Origin of the sequence: Kitasatospora sp. NBC_00240, from assembly GCF_026342405.1 — a bacterium.
Classification (GTDB): Bacteria; Actinomycetota; Actinomycetes; order Streptomycetales; family Streptomycetaceae; genus Kitasatospora.
In genome coordinates this window covers 5,585,806-5,608,266 of sequence record NZ_JAPEMU010000001.1, presented here as the reverse complement: position 1 = coordinate 5,608,266, position 22,461 = coordinate 5,585,806, and the positions used below count along the sequence as shown (strand labels likewise).

The following is a 22,461-nucleotide window of genomic DNA, read 5'->3' as shown; positions in this document are numbered from 1 at the left end:
GAGCCGGGGCAGGCGGCGGGGCCGGACGGCACGGGCCGGAGCCGGGCGGGCGAACGGCCGGGGCTCCGCCGAGGCAGTGGCGGAGCCCCGGCCGGCCCTGCGTCCGCACCGGCGTACGGGGCAGGGACGGTCCCGGCGGTGTCCGGACCCTTGCGCGGTGCGCGGACGGCCGGCCGGGGCCGGGTTGGTGCTGCCGGCCGGTCCGGTGGTCCCGGTCCGGCCGGCAGGGTCAGGAGGTGGGCAGGGTGCCCAGGGTGACGTCGGCGGTCTTGGACTGACCGTCCCTGAGGTAGGTGACGGTGACCTTGCTGTCGGGGGTGAGTGAGGCCAGCACCGTGGTGAGCGAGTTCAGCGTGGTGATGTCGGTGTCGCCGAGCTTCGTGATCACGTCCCCGACCTGGAGCCCGGCCGAGTCGGCGGGCCCGCCGGGGATCACCGTGACGATCACCGCGCCGGCCGGCTGGAAGTCCGCGTTGAAGAAGGTCCGGGCGGTGATGCCGAGGGCGGCCCGGCCGGAGTTGGTGACCTTGCCGCTCTTGATCAGCTGGTCGGTGATGCTGGTGATGGTGGACGCCGGGATGGCGAAGCCGATGCCGGGGGCGACGGCGCCGTTGCCCTCGGGCTCGGTGGCGGCGAGGGTGTTGATGCCGATCACCTGGCTGGCGAGGTTCACCAACGCCCCGCCGCTGTTGCCGGGGTTGATGGCGGCCGAGGTCTGCACCATGTTGCCGATGGTCGCCCCCGGGGCGCCCCCCGTCCCGGGCTCGGAGACGGTCCGGCCGGTCGCCGAGACGATGCCCTCGGTGACGCTGCTGGCGAGCCCGAGCGGGCTGCCCATGGCGAGGGTGATCTGGCCGAGTTCGACCTTCTTGCTGTCCGCGAAGACGGCCGGCTTCAGTCCGCTCGGCGGGCTGCTCAGCTTGATCACCGCGAGGTCGGAGTCGGGGTAGGTGGCGACCAGGGTGGCGTCCAGCGACTTGGTGCTGTTGGCCAGGGTGACGGTCATCGCGGTGGCCGTGCCCACCACGTGGGCGTTGGTGACGATGTCGCCCTTGTCGTCGTAGACGATGCCCGAGCCCAGGCCGTTCGCGGTGGTGATCTGGACCACCGACGGCAGCACCTCGGAGATCACCCGCTGGTAGTCGTCCTGCAGCTGGTTGCTTCCGGCGGCGGCCGAGGCGGAGCTGCTGGCGGAGGCGCCGGGCGAGGAGCTGTTCGAGGTGGAGGAGCCGCTGCTGCAGCCCGCCAGGGCCAGCGCCGTCAGCGCGGCCGCCGTGCCGGCGGCGACCAGCCGGCGGTCGAGGGTGCGCGGGCCGGTCGGCCGGGGCCCAGCCGGGATCGGGCGGGTGGGTTCCTTCTTGGGGTGCACCTGGCTGCCTCCGGTTCCGTGCGGGCGCGGCCCGGCCCGGGGGAGAGCTCTCCTCAGGTCGAGGACAGGGCCAGATTTTTGTCAGCATTTCACCTCTTTGTCCGAATCGGCGCGCCGACTCGCCCGGCGGGACCGCCCGGACACCGGCACCCGGATCGACCCCCCGGATCGATCACCCGGGACGGCCGGTCGAACGGACCGCCTAGGATTCAGCCATGACTTGGTTGATCACCGGCGGGGCCGGATACATCGGCGGGCACGTCCTGCGTCAGCTCATCGACGCGGGCGAGCGGGTCGCCGTCCTCGACGACTTCAGCACCGGCGACCGCACCCGGCTGCCCGAGGGCGTCGCCGTGGTCGAGGGCTCGACCCTGGACCGGGCCGTGCTGGACCGCGCCATCCGCGACCACGCGGTCGAGGGCATCCTGCACTTCGCCGCGAAGAAGCAGGTCGGCGAGTCCGTCGAGCAGCCCTTCTTCTACTACCGGGAGAACGTCACCGGCCTGCAGACCGTCCTGGAGGCGGCGGCCGAGGGCGGCGTCAAGCGGTTCCTCTTCTCCTCCTCCGCCGCCGTCTACGGCATGCCGGACGTCGACCTCGTCACCGAGGACACGCCCTGCGACCCGATGAGCCCGTACGGCGAGACCAAGCTCGCGGGCGAGTGGCTGGTGTCGGCCGTCGGCAAGGCCTACGGCATGTCGACCGTCTCGCTGCGCTACTTCAACGTGGCCGGCGCGGCCTCGCCGGAGCTCTCCGACGCGGGCGTCTACAACCTGGTCCCGATGGTCTTCGAGCGGCTCACCGCCGGCCAGGCCCCGCGGATCTTCGGCGACGACTACCCCACCGCGGACGGCACCTGCGTCCGTGACTTCATCCACGTCTCCGACATCGCCTCGGCACACGTCGCGGCGGCCCGCCGGATGAGCACCGACCCGGCCGGCGGGACCTCGCTGATCCTGAACATCGGCCGCGGCGAGGGCGTCTCCGTCAAGGAGATGCTCGACGTGATCGGCCGGGTGACCGGGTACGACGCCACCGGCGAGGTCACCCCGCGCCGCGCCGGCGACCCGGCCCGGGTGGTCGCCTCCGCCGAGCTGATCCACAAGGAGCTGGGCTGGAGCGCCGAGCACGGCGTCGAGGAGATGGTGTCCTCCGCGTGGGACGGCTGGTGCAGCCGCCACCCCGGGGCCCGCAGGTAGCCGACGGCGGTACGCGGGGGGGGCGGGTACCCGGTCACGGGCCCGCCCCCCGCGCCGTACCGGCCGCTGCTACGGCACCGCGGTGCCGTAGTAGGCGTCCAGCGCGTAGACGCACCGGTCCTTGCTGCCGACGAAGACCCGGCCGCCGACCGCCACCGGGGAGCCGGTGAGCTCGCCCTTGGTGCCCAGCTCCCAGCGCAGCTGACCGGTCGCCAGGTCCAGGGTGTGCAGCGAGTGGTCCCGGCTGCCGAGGTGGACCAGCCCGTCGGCGACCGCCGGGGAGCCGACGATCTCGCCCCGGGCGGTGTAGCGCCAGCGCTCCTGACCGGTGGCGGTGTCGAAGGCGTGCAGGCGGTCCCCGCTGCCGATCAGCACCGTGCCGTCGGCCACGATCACCGGTTCGGCGCCCTGCCGGCTGCCGGTCCGCCCGCGCCAGCGGTCCCGCCCGGTGGTGACGTCCAGGGCGTAGACGGTGCCCAGGTAGTCGGCCACGTACACCGCCGTGGAGTCCATCGCGGGCGGGGTGAACAGCACCACCGGAGCCTCGAAGCGCCAGCGCTCCGTGCCGGTGGCGGTGTCCAGCGCGTACACCCGGGTGCCGGCCGTCACGTACAGCACCCCGGCCCGCTCGACCGGCCGGGACGGGACGTCCTCGCCGACCGGGAACGACCAGCGCAGACCGGCCCCCCGCGGGTCGACGCAGCGCAGCCGTCCGGCGCCGTAGTAGTACGCGGCGCCGCCCACCAGCACGGGCCCGGACTGCGGGTTCTCGTAGTCCTGCTGGGCGTCGTCGGCACGCCAGAGCTCGGCGCCGTTGGCGGCCGAGCGCAGTTGGACGCCGCCGCCCCGGATGCCGCAGCAGAGCACCCCGTCGGCGGCGTCCAGCGAGAAGACCCAGCCGTCGAGGGAGTTGCGCCAGCGCTCGGTGCCGTCCGCCACGTCCACGGTGTAGAGGTGCGGGCCGTCGGCGGCGTGCACCCGGCCGGAGTCCACGGCCATCGCCCAGGCGACGTCCCGGGTCTTGTACCGGCGCTCGCCGGAGCCGATGTCGAGGGCGTGCACCTCGAAGCTGGAGACGAACAGGGTGCCGTCGGCGACCACCGGGGTGCCCCAGACGTCGTTGGACATCCGGAACCGCCAGGGGCGCCAGCGGGTGGCCCTGGCCGGCGGCGGGACGGCCGCCCGGCGCACCCAGTCGGTCTCGGCGGGGGCGGCCCCGTCCGCGCCCTGCTCGGCCCGCGGGCCCGGGCCTATCCGCACGGAGGCGCCGGGCAGCCGTACCTCGACCGCGCTCTCGCCGACCGGGGCCCGGTGCCGGCGGGCGGCGATCTTCTCGGTGGCCGCCTCGGTGTCGGGGACGGGGGCCGGCCGGGCGCCGTGCACCGGCCCGGTACGGCCGGGCGGCACCGGGGCGCGGCCGTGCTGGGCGGTGCGCGGGTCGGCGGGGCCGGGCGGCTGCGGGGCCGGCCGGGGGGCCACCGGCTGGGGCTGGGGGGCCACCGGCTGCGGGGGCACGGGCTGGGCGGGCACGGCGGCGGCCTGGGCGAGCGGCCGGCGGCTGCTGCGCTTGCGCTCGATCAGGTCCAGCGCGTTGGTCGGCAGCCAGTCCCCGGCCTCGCCGGAGGCGTCGTCCCGGGAGAACAGGTGCGGGGCCAGCTCGGCCTGGATCTGGGCGGGCGTCGGCCGGTGCTCGGGCGAGGGCCGCATGCAGGCCCGGACGAGGTCCACCAGCTCGACCGGCAGGCCGGAGAGGTCGGGCTGGTCGCGGAGCAGCTGGAAGACCGTCTCGACGGGGTTGGCGCCCCGGTAGGGGGGGTGCCCGGTGGCGCAGAAGACCAGCAGTGAGCCGAGCGAGAAGATGTCGCTGGCGCCGGTCACGCTGCGGCTGTCGCGGGCCTGCTCGGGCGACATGTAGGCGGGGGTGCCGACCGCGACGTTGGTCATGGTGAGCCGGGTGTGCGAGACGCCGGCGGCGATGCCGAAGTCGATCACCCGTGGGCCGTCCTCGACCACCAGCACGTTGGAGGGCTTGAGGTCGCGGTGGACCAGCCCGGCCGCGTGGATCGACTGCAGGGCCTCGGCGATGCCGGCGATCAGCCAGCGCACCGCGCCGACCGGCAGCGGGCCGCACTCGCCGACCAGGTCCTCCAGGGAGGGGGCCGGCACGTACGCGGTGGCGAGCCAGGGCACCGGGGCGTCGGCGTCCGCGTCGACCACGGCGGCCGTGTAGAAGCCGCCGACCGTCTTGGCGGCCGCGATCTCGCGGGCGAAGCGGACCCGGAACAGCTCGTCCTCGGCCAGTTCCCCCCGCACGGTCTTGATGGCCACCCGCCGGCCGGACGCGGAGCGCGCCAGGTACACCAGGCCCATTCCGCCCGCGCCGAGCCGCGCCAGCACCTCGAAGGGCCCGATCCGCCTCGGATCGTGCGCCGTCAGCTGGTCCACTCCGCTGCCACCTCCCCGTCTCCCGGCACCCGCCGAGGGGTGCCGGTCCTGATTCTCCAATGCCGCCCGGGTCAGATCCAACCTCCCCCGCCCAGGGCGCCCGCCCCGTGTCCCGCGCGCCCCCCGGCGTCCACTGTGAAAGTTCTGGCTGGATTCTGACGCCCCTTCCGGCGCCCCCGGACCGGCCCGCGGACCCCACCAAGGTTACGGAGCGCCACCTCACCGTCCCTCAGCGGACTCGTCGTCACGCTGCGAGGTCATCAGCTCACGGGGGGGCTTCAAAACAGCGCCTCCGGGGCCCGGTGAATATCGGCGTCGACCGGTTTGGCGGTTGTATAGCACCCCCCGGGCGGAGTAATAGTCGCATCACCGAATCGCGCCAAGATCGTGCCACGGTAAGCTGACGGCATGACAGGACAAGTTCGCACCGTCGACGGTCGCGTCGCCGGGCGACGCGGGCAGGAGACGCGGCAGAAGCTGCTCGACTGCCTCCGCGAGATGCTCAGCACGTCGCCGTATCGGGACGTCAAGGTCATCGACGTCGCCCGTATGGCGGGTACCTCCCCCGCGACCTTCTACCAGTACTTCCCGGATGTCGAGGGCGCTGTCCTCGAGATCGCCGAGGAAATGGCCAAGGACAGTGACGGGCTCAAAGAGCTCGTCGCCGGAAAGTCCTGGGCAGGGAAATCCGGTGTCACCACTTCGGAAGAACTGGTGGACGGATTCCTCGCCTTCTGGCGCAAGAACGACGCCATTCTCCGAGTGGTCACTCTCGGTGCTGCCGAAGGGGACAAGCGGTTCTTCAAGATCCGCATGACCGTCCTCAACTCGGTCGCCAAGCCGCTCACGGATGCCGTCAAGGACCTCCAGAGCAAGGGCCAGGCCGACAAGACGCTGGATCCGGCCGCCGTTTCCGGCGCGCTGGTCTCGCTGCTCGCCTCCGCGGCGGAGCACGGGAAGGCCTTCACGGCCTGGGGCGTCAAGGTCAAGGACCTCAAGCCCAACCTCTCCCCCCTGGTGTACCTGGGCGTCACCGGCAAGAAGCCGCCCAAGTAGGTCCTTCCCTCCTATCCAGCCATCCGCTCCGCGCACGTCCCCGGCCTCCTGTCCGGGGAACGACGGACGGCGGCCGTTGCCTCGGGGGAGGTTCGCCGACGTACCGCAGTGCGCCAGACATGCCGGTGGGCGGGACCCTTCCCGGGTCCCGCCCACCGGCATGTCCGCAGGCCCGCCAGGGGGCCGCACAGGGCCCCGCCGCGCCCGGGGCCGCCCAAGGGCCGCCCAAGGGGGTCTACGGGCAGCGCACGACCTGCCCGGCGTACGCCAGGCCGCCGCCGAAGCCGAACAGCAGAACCGGGTCGCCGGAGGCCAGCTCACCGCGCTCCACCAGCTTGGAGAAGGCCAGCGGGATGGACGCCGCCGAGGTGTTGCCCGAGTCGACCACGTCGCGGGCGATCACCGCGTCGGGCGCGCCGAGCTTGTTGGCGATGGCGTCGATGATCCGCAGGTTGGCCTGGTGCGGTACGAAGCCCTTCAGCTCGGACGGGTCGATGCCGGCCTTCTCGCAGGCCTGCCGGGCCAGCGGGGCGATCTTCGTGGTGGCCCAGCGGAAGACGGACTGGCCCTGCTGGCTGATGGTCGGGTCCCAGCCGGTGATGACGACCGCGTCGCCCTTCTCCGGCTCCGAGCCCCAGACCACCGGGCCGATGCCCGGCTCGCCGCCCTCCTCCTGCGCCTCGACCACGGCCGCGCCGGCGCCGTCGCCGAAGATCACGCAGGTGGTGCGGTCGGTCCAGTCGATGGTGTCGGACATCCGCTCGGCCCCGACCACCAGCGCCAGCCGGGCCGCGCCGGCCCGGATCGCGTGGTCCGCGGTCGCCAGCGCGTACGAGAACCCCGAGCAGACGGTGTTGATGTCGTACGCGGCCGGCGAGGGCACCCCGAGGCGGGCCGCGACGGCGGCGGCCGTGTTGGGGCTGCGCTCGATCGCCGTGCAGGTGGCGACGACCACCAGGTCGACGTCGGCGGCCGACCGGCCGCTGTTCGCCAGCGCCTTCTGGGCCGCCTCGGTGGCGAGGTCCACCAGGGACTCGTCCACCGCGATGTGCCGGGTGCGGATTCCCACACGGCTGCGGATCCACTCGTCGTCGGTGTCCACCAGCGCCGACAGTTCGGCGTTGGTGAGGACCTTGGGAGGCTGGTAGTGCCCCAGGGCAACAATGCGGGATCCGCTCATACAGCCACTCAACCCCGTTACCGGCTGGTCATCCGGTCGCGACCGGCTACAGGATCCACCCCCGGATGCTGTAGGGGCCGGACAAGAGCCCTTGGCGCGCCTGGTCCGGTAGGAGGGCCGTCGAGTACCGGTATCCGGTGGTCAGGCCGCCAGTGAGGCGGCGTCGCCCATCACGATGACCGGGTTGGCCGCCGGGTCCAGCAACTGCAGCAACCGGGCCATCTTGTCCTCCGGCACCGAGATGCAGCCGTGGGTCGGGCCGCCGTGGTCGACGTGGATCCAGATGCCGCCGCCCTTGGTGCTGCCGTTGGGACGCCGCCCGTCCAGCGGGGAGGCTCCCTGCACCCGGTTGTAGTTGATGGCGACCACGTAGTCGAAGGAGCCCGCGAGCGACTCGCCCGCGAAGCCCTTGCCGCCGACCACGAAGTTGGCGTCCTTGTCGTACGGCAGCTTGCTGCCCGGGTCGGCGTTGCGGCCGCCCGCGTCGGTCAGCGTGAAGACGCCGATCGGGCTGCGCAGGTCGCCCTCGTTGTGGTCGGTGGTCCAGCCCTTGTAGGCGTTGTGGCCGGCCCAGGCCTCGCCGGCCAGCCAGCGGCCCTCCGCGGTCCTGGTCCAGACGGTGACGGTGGTCTCGTTCCCGTCCTTGCTCCTGCCGGAGGCCAGCACGACCTGGTTGGTGGTGGCGGGTATCCGGGCGGTGAACGCCGGGCCGAGGCCCGGTATGGCCACCAGTGAGCCGTCGGCGCGGTTCTCGCTGCGATCGGCCGCCGGGGCCTCGGTGTGGGCCGCGGCCGCCTGGGCGGCCTGCGCGGCCTGCGGCGCGGCGTCCGGGGCGGCCGCGTCGGGGCCGTCCGGCCCGCCGCCGTCGGCGGCGGTGACCGCCGGGGCCGTCCCGCCGGGCCCGACGGTGTACCAGCCGGCGGCAGCGGCGGCGACCAGCAGCGCCGTACCGGCCGTCAGGGCGCCGCCGTGGGACTTCTTCTTCGCCTTGCGCCGACGCCCCTGGGCCCGCGGCTCACCGGGGGCCGTCGCGGCATCGGAGGAGACGCGCGCAGGGGCGGGCACGGCGCTCGCGGCGACGGCGGGCCCGGCCGGTCCGTGGCCGCCCTGGGACGCGTGCGGCTCGTCCGGCGTGACCGGCTCGAACCAGCCGCCGGAGCCGTAGGACTCGTCGCCGCCGTCCCCGGCACCGCCCCGCAGGTACACCTCGTCGCCCGGCTCGTACGGCTCGGACGCCTCGTAGACACCGGCGCCCCCGTACGTCCCGTACTCCTGGTACGGCGCGGGAGCCTGGTACGGCGTGGGCGCCTCGTGGGGCGCTGACGCCTCGTAGGACTGCTGGCCCGGGTACGCCGGGTACTGCTGCCCGTACGGCTCGGCGGGGTACTGCTGCTGGTACGACTGCTGGTACCCGTCGGCGTAGGGCTGCCGGTACGAGGACGGGTAGGCCTCGTGGGCCGGATACGCCTGCTGCTGGTAGGTCTGGTCGTAGGAGCCGTAGTCCTGCCCCTGGGCCGGCTGCTGCGGCTGCCCGTACGACGGGTACGGCTCGACGGGCTGGTACGGATCCGGCTCCCGGCGTGCCCCCGGGACCGCCGCTGTGGCGCCGGCGTGCGGGAGCGGATGAGTGCGGTGGGATCCGGACATGCGGCGATCCTGCCAAATCCGGGGGCTGTTGGGAAACCCGCGGGGCCGGGCAACACTGTCACAAAATGCGGCCCCCGCACCCGCGAGGGGGTCGGGGGCCGACAACTGCGCTGGTCAGAGGCGCATTGCCTGCGGGGTCTCGCGGCGCTGGAAGTCCGGGCCCTCGTACTCGCGGATGATCTCGTACCGCGTGTTGCGCTCCATCGGGCGGAACCCGGCGTCACGGATCAGGCCGAGCAGGTCCTCGCGGCCGAGCTTGTTCGGGGTGCCGAAGTTGTCCGCGTCGTGGGTGATCTTGTACTCGACGACCGAGCCGTCCATGTCGTCGGCGCCGTGGCTGAGCGCCAGCTGCGCGGTGGTGACACCGTGCATCACCCAGAACACCTTCACGTGCGGGACGTTGTCGAACAGCAGCCGGGAGACCGCGAAGGTCTTCAGCGCCTCGGCACCGGTCGCCATCTCCGTACGGGCCATCAGCTTGTTGCGCACGACGCCGTCCTTGGAGTCGTGGAAGTCGTGCTGGTAGCGCAGCGGGATGAAGACCTGGAAGCCGCCGGTCTCGTCCTGCAGCTCGCGCAGCCGCAGCACGTGGTCGACCCGGTGGCGGGGCTCCTCGATGTGGCCGTAGAGCATCGTCGAGGGCGTCTTGAGGCCCTTGCTGTGCGCCAGGCGGTGGATCCGCGACCAGTCCTCCCAGTGGGTGGCGTGGTCGACGATGTGCTGGCGGACCTCCCAGTCGAAGATCTCCGCGCCGCCGCCGGTCAGCGACTCCAGGCCGGCGTCGATCAGCTCGTCCAGGATCTCGTCGGCGGACAGGCCGCTGATCTTCTCGAACCAGTGGATCTCGGTCGCCGTGAAGGCCTTCAGCGAGACGTTCGGCAGGGCCGCCTTCAGCTCGCGCAGCGACCGCGGGTAGTAGCGCCAGGGCAGCGTGGGGTGCAGGCCGTTGACGATGTGCAGCTCGGTGAGGGAGTCGACCTCCATCGCCTTCGCGAGGCGCACGGCCTCCTCGATGCGCATCGTGTACGCGTCCTTCTCGCCCGGCTTGCGCTGGAACGAGCAGTACGCGCAGGAGGCGGCGCAGACGTTGGTCATGTTGAGGTGACGGTTGACGTTGAAGTGGACGACGTCGCCGTTCTTCTGCGTCCGGACGTGGTGGGCGAGACCCCCCAGCCAGGCCAGGTCGTCACTCTCGTAGAGCGCGATCCCGTCCTCGCGGGTCAGCCGCTCACCCGCGTAGACCTTCGCCTCCAGCTCGCGCTTCAGCCCTGCGTCCATGCGGTGGACCGCCTCCCTGCACATTCGATTCGTTGACCGGAACGAGCCTACGCCCCGGTTGCCAGCAGCTCCGCAAGCAGGCCGGGGTCGATGTTGCCGCCGCTGACCACGGCGGCGAAGACCCGGCCGCCGAGTTCGGCCGACCGGTGGAAGTAGGCCGCCGGGGCCACCGCGCCGGACGGCTCCGCCACCAGCCGGCCACTGCGGGCCAGCAGGGCGACGGTGTCGCGGATCTCCGCCTCGGTGACGGTCACGATGTCGTCGACGTACGCCTGGAGGTGCTCGAAGGGCAGCTCCCCCACCGAGGGGGTGCGCAGCCCGTCGGCGACGGTCCGGTAGGTGTCGGCCACCGGCCAGCTGGTGCGCCGGCCGGTGCGCAGGCTCTCCTGGGCGTCGGCGGCCAGTTCCGGTTCGACGCCGATCACCCGGACGCCCGGGCAGCTCAGCTTGAGCGCCGCCGCCGTGCCGGAGATCAGGCCGCCGCCGCTGACCGGCACCAGGACGGTGTCCAGCTCGTCCGGGGCGTCCTCGCCGATCTCCAGGCCCACCGTGCCCTGGCCCGCGATGATCCACGGGTCGTCGTACGGCGGCACCCAGACGTAGCCGTGCCGTTCCGCCAGCTCGGCGGGCAGCGTGTCGCGCTCCTCCGGCGGGACCAGCACCACCTCGGCGCCGAACGAGCGGGTGCTTGCCACCTTCACCGCGGGCGAGGTGTCCGGCATCACGATCACGGCCTTCAGGCCGAGCAGCCGGGCCGCGTACGCCACCGCCTGCGCGTGGTTGCCGCTGGACTGGGCGACCACCCCGCGAGCCCGCTCGGCCTCGCTCAGCGCGGCCAGCCGGTTGTACGCGCCGCGGATCTTGAAGGCACCGGTCGGCTGGAGGTTCTCCGGTTTCAGCCAGAGCCGACGCTCGCCCGCCCCGCCCTCCGGCCCCCGGTCGGCCCAGGGGCAGGGCATCAGGGGTGTGCGGACGGCCACGCCCTCGATCCGCCGCTGCGCCGCGCGCAGCTCCTCCAGGCCGACCAGTGCCATCGCTCTACTCCGTCTCGTCCAGGGGAAGTTCGCTGACCCGGTTCTCCCACTTGGTGGAGAGCACGACGGTCGTCCGGGTGCGCGCCACGCCCTTGGTGCCGGACAGCCGCTTCACCACGGATTCCAGGCCCTCCACGTTGGAGACCCGGACCTTGAGCATGTACGAGTCGTCGCCGGCGATGAACCAGCAGTCCTCGACCTCGCCGAGCTCCTTCAGCCGGTGCGCGACGTCCTCGTGGTCGGCCGCGTCGGTGAGCTGAAGGCCGATCAGGGCCGTGACACCGAAGCCGAGCGAGGCCGGGTTGACCGTCGCGCGGTACCCGGTGATGACGCCGGCCTGCTCCAGACGGTTGATCCGGTCCGTCACGCTCGGGCCGGACAGGCCGACCAGCCGGCCCAGCTCGGCGTACGACGCGCGGCCGTTCTCCCGCAGCGCCTGGATGAGCTGTCTGTCCACCGTGTCCATATACCGTCCGCGTCCTTCCGAACCTCACCAGACCCACAGATCATTATCCGGAATCAAAGGTGCCATGGGCAGACCAACCCGGATATCGCAAAGAACATACTCTCCCGGTCGAGGCCCGCTCACTCCACCGTGTCGGCCGCCCCTGCGGCTCCCCTGGCGGCCGCCCCCAACTCGCCCTCCCAGCGCCGGTACATCCCGTGCGGCACGCCGGCCGCGTCGAGCACCCGTCCGGCCACGAAATCGACCAGCTCGCGCACCGTGGAGCCACCCGCGTAGAAGCCGGGCGAGGCGGGCAGCACCACGGCGCCCTGCGCGTCCAGCTCCACCAGGTGCTTCAGCGTCACCCCGTCGAGCGGTGCCTCGCGCACGCAGACCACCAGCGGGCGGCGCTCCTTGAGGGTGACGGCGGCGGCCCGTTGGAGCAGGTCCTTGCTCAGGCCGAGCGCGATCCCCGCCACCGCCCCGGTCGTCGCGGGGACGACCAGCATCCCCTTGGCCGGGTAGGAGCCGCTGGACGGGCCGGCCGCGAAGTCCCCCGCCGCCCAGTGCCGGACGCCGTCCAGGCCCTCGTCCGAGCCCAGCCAGCGGGCCAGGTCCTGCCGCCAGTGCGCGTCCCGGAAGGAGATGCCGGTCTCGTCCAGGATGGTGAGCCGGGCCGCCCGGCTGACCACCAGGTCCACCGCCTCGCCCGCGTCCAGCAGCCCCCGGATCACCGATGCCGCGTACGGGGTGCCCGACGCTCCCGAGACCCCCACCACCCACGGCCGCCGGACCGCCGTACCGTCTGCTGACTTCGCTGCGCTCATGACCTCATTTCTATACGCAGCACAGGTTTCGATCCGCCGGGCCCGCCGGGCACGGGAGGATGGGGCCATGGCGCCGACGCTGATCGACCTCACCCATCCGCTCACCACCGGCATGCCCGTCTACCCGGGCGACCCGGAGGTGGAGCTGCGGCCGGCCCTGACCACCGCCACCGCCGGGGTCAACGTCCTCGGGCTGCACCTCGGCTCGCAGTCCGGCACCCATGTGGACGCGCCGTACCACGTGGACGTCACCTGGCCGACCCTGGACGGGCTGCCGCTCGACCTGTTCACCGGCCCGGCCGTGCTCGCCGACCTGCGCGGCCTGGAGCCGCGCACCGCCGTCACCCCCGGCCTGCTCGCGGACGCGCTGGCTCGGGTCACCCCCGGCGCCGTCCTGCTGCTGGCCACCGGCTGGCCCCGCCACTGGGGCACCGACCACTACCTCGCGCACCCCTATCTGACGCCCGCCGCCGCCGAGGCCGTGGTCGCGGCCGGCGTACGGACCCTCGGGGTGGACGCCCTCAGCATCGACCGGACGCCCGACCCGGGCCCGGCGGACCCGGCGGTGGCGGCGCTGCTCGCCGACCTCGCCGACGAGCACGACGGCGGGCATCCGGAGGAGGCCGGCGGCCTCGCCGCGCACCGGGTGCTGCTCGGCGCCGAGGGCGGCGCGGTGATCGCGGAGAACCTCACCGACCTGGCGCCGCTGCTGGCGGCGCAGGCGGCCGGGGCGCCGGTGGAGGTCTCGTTCTTCCCGCTGCGACTGGTCGCGGCTGACGGCGCGCCCGTCCGCGCGGTGGCCCGGATCGGCTGAACGGACCGGCCCGGCCGAGCGGCACCGGCCGGCGCGCCCGTCCGCTCGGTGGCCCGGATCGGCTGGACGGACAGCTGGACGGACGGCTGGACGGACGGCTGGACGGACGGCTGGACCGACCGGCACCGGACGGCCCGAACGAACCGAGCCGGCACGGACCTTGGTCTAGACCATCAAGGCGACCCGCCGATAGGCTGCCCGCCATGGCAGAGATCATCGGTGTGGTCGAGCGGCTCTGGCGCTACCCCGTCAAATCCACCGGTGGCGAACAGCTCGACTCCGTCCAGGTGGACGAACGCGGCCTGGCCGGGGACCGGCTCTACGCCGTGCGCGACGGCGCGGGCAAGCTCGGCTCCGGCAAGAACACCCGGCGCTTCCGCCGGATGGACGGCCTGCTCCGCCTCGGCGCCCGGCTCGGCCACCGCCTCGACGGCCCCGTCCTCCTCGACCCGCTCGGCCGCCCGGTCACCGACCCCGACACCTTCCTGCGCGCCTTCCTCCAGCTCGACGACGTCGAACTCGCCCGCGAGGACGCCGTGTCGCACTTCGACCAGCTGCCGGTCAGCGTTCTCACCACCGCCACCCTCGACTGGGTCCGCGAGGCCGCCCCCTGCACCGTCGTCGACGAACGCCGGTTCCGGCCCAACATCCTGCTGCGCACCCCGCCGGGCACCCCGCCCTTCGTCGAGGACCACTGGCTCGGCCGGGAGGCCACCGCCACCGGCCGCGCCGGCCCCCGGCTCGCCTTCCTCCGCTCCAGCGAACGCTGCGTCATGACCGGTGCCCCGCAACCGGGACTGCCGCACGCCCCCGAGATCCTCAAGGCGATCTTCGCCGCCCACGACGGCCACCTGGACGCCCTCGCCGAAGTCCGTCGCCCTGGCCGGCTGCGGCTGGGCGACAGCCTGACGCTCTGCTGACGCCCGCGCCCGGCCCGTCAGACGGGAGAGCCGGCGGTACCGCCGATCAGGCAGAACGGGTGCCCTGCCGGGTCCGCGTAGACCCGCCAGCCGTCGTACGCCTTCAGCGGCGCACCGCCGTGGGCGACCACCTCGCGCTCGGCGGCCTCGATGTCCGCCACGTCGATGTCCAGGTGGACCTGCTGCGGGTGCGCCGGGTCCGGCCACTGCGGCGGGTGGAAGTCCTGCACCCGCTGGAACGCCACCACCGGCCCGCCGTCGGTGTGCAGGGTCGACCAGTCCTCGTCCAGCGACCACCGCGGGTCCGGCCGGTCCACCTCGCCGCCGAGCAGCGCCGCGTAGAAACGGGCCAGCGCGGCGGGGTAGTGGCAGTCCAGGACGATGCACTGCAGCTTGCCGATCACCGTGTGCCTCCTCGGATAACGCGACTTTGTCCCGATGACGAGGCTAATGTCCCGGGCCCGGATCCGTCGGAGGAGCCGCCGCCGAATCGGCGGTCACCCGGGCGGTGAACGAACAAGCAGGGGAACAATCCGGGCAACCGGATATCACCTTGACCCGGTGTCGATCCGCTGTGAAATGATCCGTTCGCTCTCGACCCGGCCGGTGTCCGGCGGTCGGGAACGGCCGCCTCCGGCGGCCGCCGCTCATTTCATCTGGGGGACCATCATCAAGAGACGAATAGCCGTATGTGTCGGCACCGCGCTGCTCGGCGTCGGCCTGCCGGCCCTCTCCGTGACCGCGGCGGGCGCCGCCGTCACGACCCTGTACGTCAACAACGCCGCCGGCGCGCACTGCTCGGACGCCGGCAGCGGCACCCAGGCCGTCCCGTACTGCCACGTCACGGCCGCGGCGGCCGTGGTCCTGCCGGGTCAGACGGTGGACATCGCCTCCGGCACGTACAACGACAGCACCCTGACCGTCACCCGCTCGGGCACGGAGCAGGCGCCGATCACCTTCCGCGGCCCGGCCCCCGGCGCGAACAGCCCGGGTGGCGGCGTCACCCTCTCCAGCACGGCGCCGGGCCACGGCCTGGTCGTGAAGGGCGCGCAGCACATCCGGTTCCAGGACCTCCTCCCGCAGTCCACCGAGGCGGGCCTCCAGCGGGAGGCCGTCGTACTGGACGACGCGCACGACGTGGCCTTCACCCGGGTGAATCCCTGGAACGGCGGGCTCCGGGTCACCAACGGCTCCAGCGGCGTCAGCTTCACCCAGGGCCGGTTCGCGTACGCCGCGGGCCCGGTGGTCCGGGTGGACGCCGGCTCGACCGGCACGGTCCTGTCGACCAACGTGATCCGGGCGAACAGCGTCGAGGACACGACCGGCATCCTGGTCAGCGATGCCCCCGGCACCGTGATCGTGAGCAACACCGTGGAGAGCCTCTGCTTCCCCGGGATCACCCTGAAGGGCGCCTCCGCCGAGGCGGTCGTCGAGAACAACGTCGTCGACACCGCCAAGGACGGCGGCAAGGCCTGCGCAGCGGGCGCCCCGGACACCGGGATCTCGCTCGACGCGGCCGCCGTCGCGGGCAGCAAGGTCGACTACAACGTGGTCTCCCCGGCGAGCGGCGGCCCGGCGTACGGCTGGGGCGGTGCGACCTACACCACCCAGCAGGCGTTCACCGCGGCCACCGGCCAGGGCGCGCACGACTTCGTCGCCGTGCCGAACGACCTCTTCACGACCAGGACCTCCCCGATCGTCGACTCCGCCGACGAGACCGCGCCGGGCATGGCGAACGGCGACGCCTGGGGCTGGCCCGCCGCGGACGACCCGCTGGTGCCCAACACCGGTACCGGCAGAGGCTTCCGGGACCGTGGCGCGCAGGAGTACCAGGACTTCGGCAGCGTCTTCACCCCGGCCGGGCCGACCCGCCTGCTGGACACCCGCGCCGCGATCGGCGTGCCCACGGCCGGCGCCGTGCCCGCCAACGGCACCGTCGACCTCCAGGTCGCCGGCGTCGGCGGTGTTCCGGCCACCGGCGTCACCGCCGTCACGCTGAACGTCACCGTCACCGCCCCCCAGCAGCCGGGCCACCTCACCGTGTACCCGCACGGCGACGAGGCACCCACCGCGTCCAACCTCAACTGGACCGCCGGCACCACCATCCCCAACCTGGTCACCGTGCCGGTCAAGGACGGCAAGGTCTCCTTCGCCAACGTCTCCTTCGGCACCACCCAGGTCATCGCCGACCTCGCCGGCTACTACAGCGCCAAGGGCAGCGTCTTCACCGCGAAGGGCCCCACCCGCCTGCTCGACACCCGGGCCCCGATCGGCGTCCCGCAGGCCGCTCCCGTGGCGGCCAACAGCGGCGTCGACCTCCAGGTCGCCGGCGTGGCCGGTGTTCCGGCCACCGGCGTCACGGCGGTCACCCTGAACGTCACGGTGACGGACCCGAAGCAGGACGGCCACCTCACGGTCTACCCGCACGGGGACAAGCAGCCGGACGCCTCCAACCTCAACTGGACGGCCGGCACCACCATCCCCAACCTGGTCACCGTCCCCGTCAAGGACGGCAAGGTCTCCTTCGCCAACGTCTCCTTCGGCACCACCCACGTGATCGCCGACCTCGCCGGCTACTACAGCGCCGACGGCAAGGACACGTACCGCCCCGTCGGGCCGTGGCGCACGATGGACACCCGTGAGACCCAGTACTACGAGGACGGCAGCAACCGCCCGGCCGGCGCCGTCGCGGCCCGCGACACGCTGGTCGTCCCGATGAACATCCCGAACGTGACCTCGGTGACGCTGAACGTCACCGTGACCGAGCCCGGCGGCCCCGGCCACCTGACGGTCTACCCGCACGGCTCGGCCGCGCCGGACTCCTCCAACCTCAACTGGACCACCGGCCAGACGATCGCCAACCAGGTCGTCGTCCCGGTCAAGGACGGCAGGGTGTCGTTCTACAACGCCAGCGACGCCCCGGTGCACGTGATCGTCGACGTCTCCGGCTACCAGGCCCCCTGAGGCACCTCCGTACAACGGCGGCCCCGCACCCGGAACCCACCGGGTGCGGGGCCGCCGCCGTCACGCCCGCCGTCGTACGGCCGGGCCCGGTCCGACTCGCCGTCTGCTGCGGCCGTCACGAAGGCCTGCCACGGCCCCGGGGGCGAAGGCCGACCGCCGGCCGGCCTGGGTGCACGGGCGGCCGCTCCGCCGGTGATCGACGCGGCGGACCGGTAAGGCCGTTCGAGCCGTACCGGTCCGTGGTGCGAGATCGACGCCCAAGGCCGGGCACCGGGGGCCGGGCGTCAGACGCCAAGCCCCCGGACCACCAGGTCGAGCAGGGCGAAGACGAAGAGCGAGATGCCGACGAAACCGTTGGTGGTGAAGAAGGCGCGGTTGAGTCGCGAGAGGTCGCCGGGCTTGACGATCGAGTGCTCGTAGACGAACGCGCAGACCACCACGAGCAGGCCCACCCAGAAGGCCGGGCCGGCGTCGGTGAGGACGGCGTACCAGCCGAGCAGCAGCACGGTGAGGACGTGGCAGACCCGGGCCCCGTACAGGGCGCCGGCGATGCCGAAGCGGGCGGGCACGGACCGGACGCCCTCGGCGCGGTCGGCGGCGACGTCCTGGCAGCCGAAGATCAGATCGAAGCCGCCGATCCAGACGCCGACCGCGAGGCCGAGCACCACGGCGTCCCAGGACCAGCTGCCGGTGACGGCCAGCCAGGCGCCGACCGGGCCCATCGCCTGGGCCAGGCCGAGGATCGCGTGCGGGAAGTCGGTGAACCGCTTGCCGTACGGATAGACCACCATCGGGACGACCGCGACCGGGGCGAGCGCCAGGCAGAGCGGGTTGAGCAGGGCGGCGGCGCCGAGGAAGACCACCAGGGCGATCGCCGAACCGATGTAGGCGGTGCGCACGGAGACGGCACCGGTGACCAGTTCGCGGCCGGCGGTGCGCGGGTTCCGGGCGTCGATCTCGCGGTCGATGATCCGGTTGGCGGCCATCGCGAAGGTCCGCAGACCGACCATGCAGACGGTCACGATCAGCAGCGTGGACCAGTGCACCCGCTCGTCGGTGAGGAACATCGCGGTGAGCGCCGCGATGTAGGCGAAGGGCAGGGCGAACACCGAGTGCTCGATCATGACCAGCCGCAGGAAGGCCCTGGCCTTGTTCGGCGGCGGGGCCTCGAAGAGGTCGGCGGTGGCGCTCACAGCCCGTACTCCTTCCAGCGCTTGGTGACCAGGGCGGCCGTCTCCGGGTCGGAGGCGACCATCTCGGGCCAGCCGCCGTCGCGGGTGTAGCCCTCCTCGGGGAGCTTGCGGGTGGCGTCGATGCCCGCCTTGCCGCCCCAGAACTGCTGGTAGGACGCGTGGTCCAGGTGGTCGACCGGCCCCTCGACGACCGAGAGGTCCCGGCTGTAGTCGGTGTTGCCGAGCGCCCTCCAGGCCACTTCCTGGTAGTCGTGCACGTCGCAGTCCGCGTCCACCACGATGATCAGCTTGGTCAGCGACATCATGTGGGCGCCCCAGATCGCGTGCATGACCTTCTGCGCGTGCTTGGGGTACTTCTTGTCGATCGAGACGATCACGCAGTTGTGGAAGCCGCCGGCCTCGGGGAGGTCGTAGTCCACGATGTCCGGGATGATGATCTTCAGCAGCGGCAGGAAGAACCGCTCGGTGAACTTGCCCAGCGGGCCGTCCTCGGTCGGCGGGCGCCCCACCACGATCGACTGCAGGATCGGCCGCTGCCGCATCGTCACGCAGTCGATGGTCAGGGCCGGGAACGGCTCCTGCGGCGTGTAGAACCCGGTGTGGTCGCCGAACGGGCCCTCGGGCAGCATCTCGCCCGGCTCCAGCCAGCCCTCCAGCACGACCTCGGCGTCGGCGGGCACCTGCAGCGGGACGGTCTTGCAGTCGACCATCCGCACCCGCTCGCCGGCCACGAAGCCCGCGAACAGGTATTCGTCGATGTCGCCGGGCAGCGGCGCGGTGGCCGCGTACGTGACGGCCGGCGGGCAGCCGAAGGCGATCGCGACCGGAAGGCGCTCACCGCGCTTGGCGGCCACCGCGTAGTGGTTGCGGCTGTCCTTGTGGATCTGCCAGTGCATGCCGATGGTCCGCCGGTCGTGCCGCTGCAGGCGGTACAGGCCGAGGTTGCGGATGCCGGAGTCCGGGTCCTTGGTGTGGGTCAGCCCGAGGTTGAAGAAGGAGCCGCCGTCCAGCGGCCAGGTGAACAGCGCCGGCAGGTCGTCCAGGTTGACGTCGTCGCCGGTGAGCACCACCTCGTGCACCGGCGCGTCGCCCGACTTCACGTTCTTCGGCGGCACGTGGGCCATCGAGGCCAGCTTGCCGAAGGCGTCCCGGAACCCGGTGAAGCCCTGCGGCAGCTCGGGCTTCAGCAGGCCGGCGATCTTCTCGGAGATCTCCTCCGGACCCTTGAGGCCCAGCGCCTTGGCCAGCCGGCGCTCGGTGCCGAAGACGTTCATCGCCAGCGGCATCGCCGCGCCCTTGACGTTCTCGAAGAGCAACGCCGGGCCCTTGGCCTTCTGCACCCGGTCGACGATCTCGCCGATCTCCAGATGGGGATCCACCTCGGCCTTGATCCGCCTGAGGTCGCCTTCTCGGTCCAGCGCCCGGAGAAACGAGCGGAGATCGTCGTATGCCATGCCAGTCAGTATCCGCCACCCGATAGCCTGGGCCGGTCAAGGGGCCCACCTGTCTCCGGGGGAGATCACCGCCGTGCTGAGGATGCTTCCGTTCCTGATCGTGCTCGCCCTGTGGATCTGGGCGTTCATCGACTGCCTCACCACGCCGGAGGAGGAGGTCCGCCACCTGCCCAAGGTGGTGTGGGTGATCATCATCCTGCTCTTCGGCGAGGTCCTGCTCGGCCCGATCGCCTGGCTGGTCGCGGGCAAGCAGCGGGCCGGCGTGCAGCGCCGCCAGGCGGCCTGGCCCTCGGGCACCGCCGGCTACCCGGAGTACGAGCGGCCCCGGGCCGGCCGCAGCACCGCCCCGGACGACGACCCCGAGTTCCTGGCGTCCTTGAAGAAGGACAACAAGCAGCACGAGGACATGCTCAAGCAGTGGGAGGCCGACCTGCGCCGCCGCGAGGAGGACCTGCGGGGCAAGGACGACCCGGACACCGGCGGCCGGGGCTGACCCCGCTCCTCTCCGCTCCCTCGGACAGCCCACCCGGCACAGCCTGTGGTGGGCTTCCGCTTTTTTGGCGCATCCCTACGAGTCGACGGCCCGGACGACGGCGCCTTCCGACATGCACAGATCACTCGGGCCGAGCCGGAGGCTCCCCCCATCCGTCCCCGAACGGCCCTGGACAAGCGGCTCTGACCTGCGCCTTCCCGTCTTCCTCCAAGGCCGGCGAGACCCGCCCGGCGAAACCACCCCGATACCGGCCCGGCGGGCCCGAGGAGGCCCCTTTCTGTTCAGGACTGACATCTAATCGCTCGCGACCTTGTACGGAATCGACGCCGAAACCAAGCTGCCGAGCCTCGTAGAGTCGGTAACTGAAGAAGTGATTCGCAGCCGGGGGCACAGCAGACGTTGGCTGTCGGACAGTTCCCTCACCCTTGGAGTGGTTCGAGATGACGGTTGTGCATGAGGCGCCGGTCGGTGACGAGATCCCCGAGATCCCTGCCGACGCCCGCGGGCGGGTCGCCGAGCTGCACGAACTGCGCGAGAAGGTGCGCAGCGGCCCGAGTGAGCAGGCGACCGAGGCGCAGCATGCGAAGGGGAAGCTGACTGCTCGGGAGCGGATCGATCTGCTGCTGGACGAGGGTTCGTTCCGTGAGGTGGAGCCGTTGCGTCGGCACCGGGCGACGGGTTTCGGTCTGGAGGCGAGGAAGCCGCACACCGATGGTGTGGTCGTCGGTTGGGGCACGGTGCACGGGCGGACCGTGTTCACGTACGCGCACGACTTCCGGATCTTCGGCGGCGCGCTGGGTGAGGCCCATGCGCAGAAGATCCACAAGATCATGGACATGGCCATCGCGGCGGGTGCCCCGCTGATCTCGCTGAACGACGGCGCCGGTGCCCGGATCCAGGAGGGTGTCACGGCGCTGGCCGGGTACGGCGGCATCTTCCAGCGCAACACCCGGGCCTCCGGCGTCATCCCGCAGATCTCGGTGATGCTCGGCCCGTGCGCCGGTGGCGCCGCCTACTCCCCCGCGCTGACCGACTTCGTCTTCATGGTCCGCGAGACCTCGCAGATGTTCATCACCGGTCCGGACGTGGTGCAGGCCGTGACCGGCGAGAAGATCAGCCAGAACGGCCTCGGCGGCGCCGACGTCCACTCCGCGGTCTCCGGTGTGTCGCACTTCGCCTACGACGACGAGCAGAGCTGCATCGAGGAGGTCCGCTACCTCCTGTCGCTGCTGCCGCAGAACAACCGTGAGATGCCGCCGGCCAGCGTCAACGACGACCCGGTGGACCGGCGCAACGACTCGCTGCTGGACCTCGTGCCCGCCGACGGCAACCGCCCCTACGACATGCGCAAGGTGATCGAGGAGATCGTCGACCACGGCGAGTTCCTGGAGATCCACGAGCGCTGGGCCACCAACGTGCTGTGCGTGCTGGCCCGGATCGACGGCCATGTGACCGGCATCATCGCCAACCAGCCGCAGTCGCTGGCCGGCGTGCTGGACATCAACGCCTCCGAGAAGGCCGCCCGCTTCGTCCAGATGTGCGACGCCTTCAACATCCCGCTGGTGACCATGCTGGACGTGCCGGGCTTCCTGCCCGGCGTCGACCAGGAGCACGACGGCATCATCCGGCACGGCGCCAAGCTGCTCTACGCGTACTGCAACGCCACCGTGCCGCGGATCCAGCTGATCCTGCGCAAGGCCTACGGCGGCGCGTACATCGTGATGGACTCCCGCTCGATCGGCGCGGACCTGTCCTTCGCCTGGCCCACCAACGAGATCGCCGTGATGGGCGCCGAGGGCGCCGCAGGCGTCATCTTCCGCCGCGACATCAACGGCGCCGACGACCCCGAGGCGATGCGCGCGCAGAAGATCAAGGAGTACAGGAGCGAGCTGATGCACCCGTACTACGCGGCCGAGCGCGGCCTCGTCGACGACGTCATCGACCCGGCCGAGACCCGCGCCGTGCTCGCCTCCTCCCTGGCCATGCTCCGCACCAAGCACGCCGACCTGCCCAGCCGCAAGCACGGCAACCCGCCGATGTAGTGGATCACCGCAGTGCACCGCCGCAGTTCGCAGTGGCACGAAGCAGTTCGACCCGGTTCGACGCACGTTCGCGCAGCTCGCGACAGTTCCCCGCAGGTCGG

18 protein-coding genes are annotated in these 22,461 nt (G+C 72.3%); 7 read left to right on the top strand and 11 right to left on the bottom strand.

Features of this window, described 5'->3' with window-relative positions; translation table 11 throughout:
- Positions 1–229 precede the first annotated feature (229 nt).
- Positions 230–1,291, bottom strand: coding sequence for a trypsin-like peptidase domain-containing protein (locus OG689_RS23845; RefSeq protein WP_266327376.1), 1,062 nt, complete (start codon positions 1,289–1,291; stop codon positions 230–232).
- A gap of 293 nt (positions 1,292–1,584) precedes the next feature.
- On the opposite strand from OG689_RS23845, the gene galE reads away from it, so the two are divergent.
- Positions 1,585–2,568 (top strand): UDP-glucose 4-epimerase GalE, encoded by a 984-nt coding sequence (gene galE / locus OG689_RS23840; protein WP_266322941.1) that lies wholly within the window; start codon positions 1,585–1,587, stop codon positions 2,566–2,568.
- A 69-nt stretch (positions 2,569–2,637) separates the two neighbouring features.
- On the opposite strand, the gene OG689_RS23835 is transcribed toward galE, so the two are convergent.
- Positions 2,638–5,013 (bottom strand): PQQ-binding-like beta-propeller repeat protein, encoded by a 2,376-nt coding sequence (locus OG689_RS23835; RefSeq protein WP_266322940.1) that lies wholly within the window; start codon positions 5,011–5,013, stop codon positions 2,638–2,640.
- A 408-nt stretch (positions 5,014–5,421) separates the two neighbouring features.
- Here OG689_RS23835 and OG689_RS23830 point away from each other — a divergent pair, with 408 nt between their 5' ends.
- Entirely contained in the window at positions 5,422–6,069 is a 648-nt protein-coding gene (locus OG689_RS23830; protein ID WP_266322939.1) for a TetR family transcriptional regulator, read from the top strand.
- A 235-nt stretch (positions 6,070–6,304) separates the two neighbouring features.
- Here OG689_RS23830 and OG689_RS23825 read toward each other — a convergent pair whose 3' ends face one another.
- From OG689_RS23825 to OG689_RS23800, 6 genes are all read right to left on the bottom strand, one after another.
- Positions 6,305–7,249 carry a beta-ketoacyl-ACP synthase III gene (locus tag OG689_RS23825; RefSeq protein WP_266322938.1) on the bottom strand — a complete coding sequence of 315 codons (945 nt, stop codon included), beginning with the start codon at positions 7,247–7,249 and terminating at the stop codon, positions 6,305–6,307.
- 141 nt (positions 7,250–7,390) lie between these two features.
- Positions 7,391–8,896 carry a L,D-transpeptidase family protein gene (locus tag OG689_RS44865; protein ID WP_323189323.1) on the bottom strand — a complete coding sequence of 502 codons (1,506 nt, stop codon included), beginning with the start codon at positions 8,894–8,896 and terminating at the stop codon, positions 7,391–7,393.
- 114 nt (positions 8,897–9,010) lie between these two features.
- Positions 9,011–10,174, bottom strand: a complete 1,164-nt coding sequence (gene mqnE / locus OG689_RS23815; RefSeq protein ID WP_266322937.1) for an aminofutalosine synthase MqnE — start codon at positions 10,172–10,174, stop codon at positions 9,011–9,013.
- 47 nt (positions 10,175–10,221) lie between these two features.
- Complete coding sequence (locus tag OG689_RS23810) at positions 10,222–11,208, bottom strand: threonine/serine dehydratase (protein WP_266322936.1); 987 nt, start codon at positions 11,206–11,208, stop codon at positions 10,222–10,224.
- 4 nt (positions 11,209–11,212) lie between these two features.
- Positions 11,213–11,674: an Lrp/AsnC family transcriptional regulator gene (locus OG689_RS23805; RefSeq protein WP_073924403.1), complete on the bottom strand. Its 462-nt coding sequence runs from the start codon at positions 11,672–11,674 to the stop codon at positions 11,213–11,215.
- Between the two features lie 119 nt (positions 11,675–11,793).
- Entirely contained in the window at positions 11,794–12,480 is a 687-nt protein-coding gene (locus OG689_RS23800) for a UbiX family flavin prenyltransferase (protein ID WP_266322935.1), read from the bottom strand.
- Between the two features lie 67 nt (positions 12,481–12,547).
- On the opposite strand from OG689_RS23800, the gene OG689_RS23795 reads away from it, so the two are divergent.
- Both OG689_RS23795 and OG689_RS23790 read left to right on the top strand, forming a co-directional pair.
- Positions 12,548–13,294, top strand: a complete 747-nt coding sequence (locus OG689_RS23795; RefSeq protein WP_266322934.1) for a cyclase family protein — start codon at positions 12,548–12,550, stop codon at positions 13,292–13,294.
- A 203-nt stretch (positions 13,295–13,497) separates the two neighbouring features.
- Positions 13,498–14,214, top strand: a complete 717-nt coding sequence (locus OG689_RS23790; RefSeq protein WP_266322933.1) for an MOSC N-terminal beta barrel domain-containing protein — start codon at positions 13,498–13,500, stop codon at positions 14,212–14,214.
- Between the two features lie 17 nt (positions 14,215–14,231).
- Here OG689_RS23790 and OG689_RS23785 read toward each other — a convergent pair whose 3' ends face one another.
- Positions 14,232–14,618 (bottom strand): VOC family protein, encoded by a 387-nt coding sequence (locus OG689_RS23785; RefSeq protein ID WP_266322932.1) that lies wholly within the window; start codon positions 14,616–14,618, stop codon positions 14,232–14,234.
- Between the two features lie 175 nt (positions 14,619–14,793).
- Here OG689_RS23785 and OG689_RS23780 point away from each other — a divergent pair, with 175 nt between their 5' ends.
- Positions 14,794–17,178 carry a right-handed parallel beta-helix repeat-containing protein gene (locus tag OG689_RS23780; protein ID WP_266322931.1) on the top strand — a complete coding sequence of 795 codons (2,385 nt, stop codon included), beginning with the start codon at positions 14,794–14,796 and terminating at the stop codon, positions 17,176–17,178.
- Positions 17,179–17,462: 284 nt separating this feature from the next.
- Here OG689_RS23780 and mqnP read toward each other — a convergent pair whose 3' ends face one another.
- Positions 17,463–18,371, bottom strand: coding sequence for a menaquinone biosynthesis prenyltransferase MqnP (gene mqnP / locus OG689_RS23775; RefSeq protein ID WP_266322930.1), 909 nt, complete (start codon positions 18,369–18,371; stop codon positions 17,463–17,465).
- Complete coding sequence (locus OG689_RS23770; RefSeq protein ID WP_266322929.1) at positions 18,368–19,825, bottom strand: menaquinone biosynthesis decarboxylase; 1,458 nt, start codon at positions 19,823–19,825, stop codon at positions 18,368–18,370. The genes mqnP and OG689_RS23770 overlap by 4 nt, the downstream gene beginning before the upstream one ends.
- Positions 19,826–19,898: 73 nt before the next feature.
- Here OG689_RS23770 and OG689_RS23765 point away from each other — a divergent pair, with 73 nt between their 5' ends.
- On the top strand, positions 19,899–20,318 hold the full coding sequence (locus OG689_RS23765; RefSeq protein WP_266322928.1) for a PLD nuclease N-terminal domain-containing protein: 420 nt from the start codon (positions 19,899–19,901) through the stop codon (positions 20,316–20,318).
- Positions 20,319–20,758: 440 nt separating this feature from the next.
- Positions 20,759–22,360: an acyl-CoA carboxylase subunit beta gene (locus tag OG689_RS23760; RefSeq protein ID WP_266322927.1), complete on the top strand. Its 1,602-nt coding sequence runs from the start codon at positions 20,759–20,761 to the stop codon at positions 22,358–22,360.
- Positions 22,361–22,461: the final 101 nt, after the last annotated feature.

Excerpts from the sequence above, each read along its gene's own strand:
- galE (WP_266322941.1), top strand. The coding sequence starts at position 1,585 with ATGACTTGGTTGATCACCGGCGGGGCCGGATACATCGGCGGGCACGTC.
- OG689_RS23830 (WP_266322939.1), top strand. The coding sequence starts at position 5,422 with ATGACAGGACAAGTTCGCACCGTCGACGGTCGCGTCGCCGGGCGACGC.
- OG689_RS23825 (WP_266322938.1), bottom strand. The coding sequence starts at position 7,249 with ATGAGCGGATCCCGCATTGTTGCCCTGGGGCACTACCAGCCTCCCAAG.
- OG689_RS44865 (WP_323189323.1), bottom strand. The coding sequence starts at position 8,896 with ATGTCCGGATCCCACCGCACTCATCCGCTCCCGCACGCCGGCGCCACA.
- mqnE (WP_266322937.1), bottom strand. The coding sequence starts at position 10,174 with ATGGACGCAGGGCTGAAGCGCGAGCTGGAGGCGAAGGTCTACGCGGGT.
- OG689_RS23810 (WP_266322936.1), bottom strand. The coding sequence starts at position 11,208 with ATGGCACTGGTCGGCCTGGAGGAGCTGCGCGCGGCGCAGCGGCGGATC.
- OG689_RS23805 (WP_073924403.1), bottom strand. The coding sequence starts at position 11,674 with ATGGACACGGTGGACAGACAGCTCATCCAGGCGCTGCGGGAGAACGGC.
- OG689_RS23800 (WP_266322935.1), bottom strand. The coding sequence starts at position 12,480 with ATGAGCGCAGCGAAGTCAGCAGACGGTACGGCGGTCCGGCGGCCGTGG.
- OG689_RS23795 (WP_266322934.1), top strand. The coding sequence starts at position 12,548 with ATGGCGCCGACGCTGATCGACCTCACCCATCCGCTCACCACCGGCATG.
- OG689_RS23790 (WP_266322933.1), top strand. The coding sequence starts at position 13,498 with ATGGCAGAGATCATCGGTGTGGTCGAGCGGCTCTGGCGCTACCCCGTC.
- OG689_RS23780 (WP_266322931.1), top strand. The coding sequence starts at position 14,794 with ATGATCCGTTCGCTCTCGACCCGGCCGGTGTCCGGCGGTCGGGAACGG.
- OG689_RS23770 (WP_266322929.1), bottom strand. The coding sequence starts at position 19,825 with ATGGCATACGACGATCTCCGCTCGTTTCTCCGGGCGCTGGACCGAGAA.
- OG689_RS23760 (WP_266322927.1), top strand. The coding sequence starts at position 20,759 with ATGACGGTTGTGCATGAGGCGCCGGTCGGTGACGAGATCCCCGAGATC.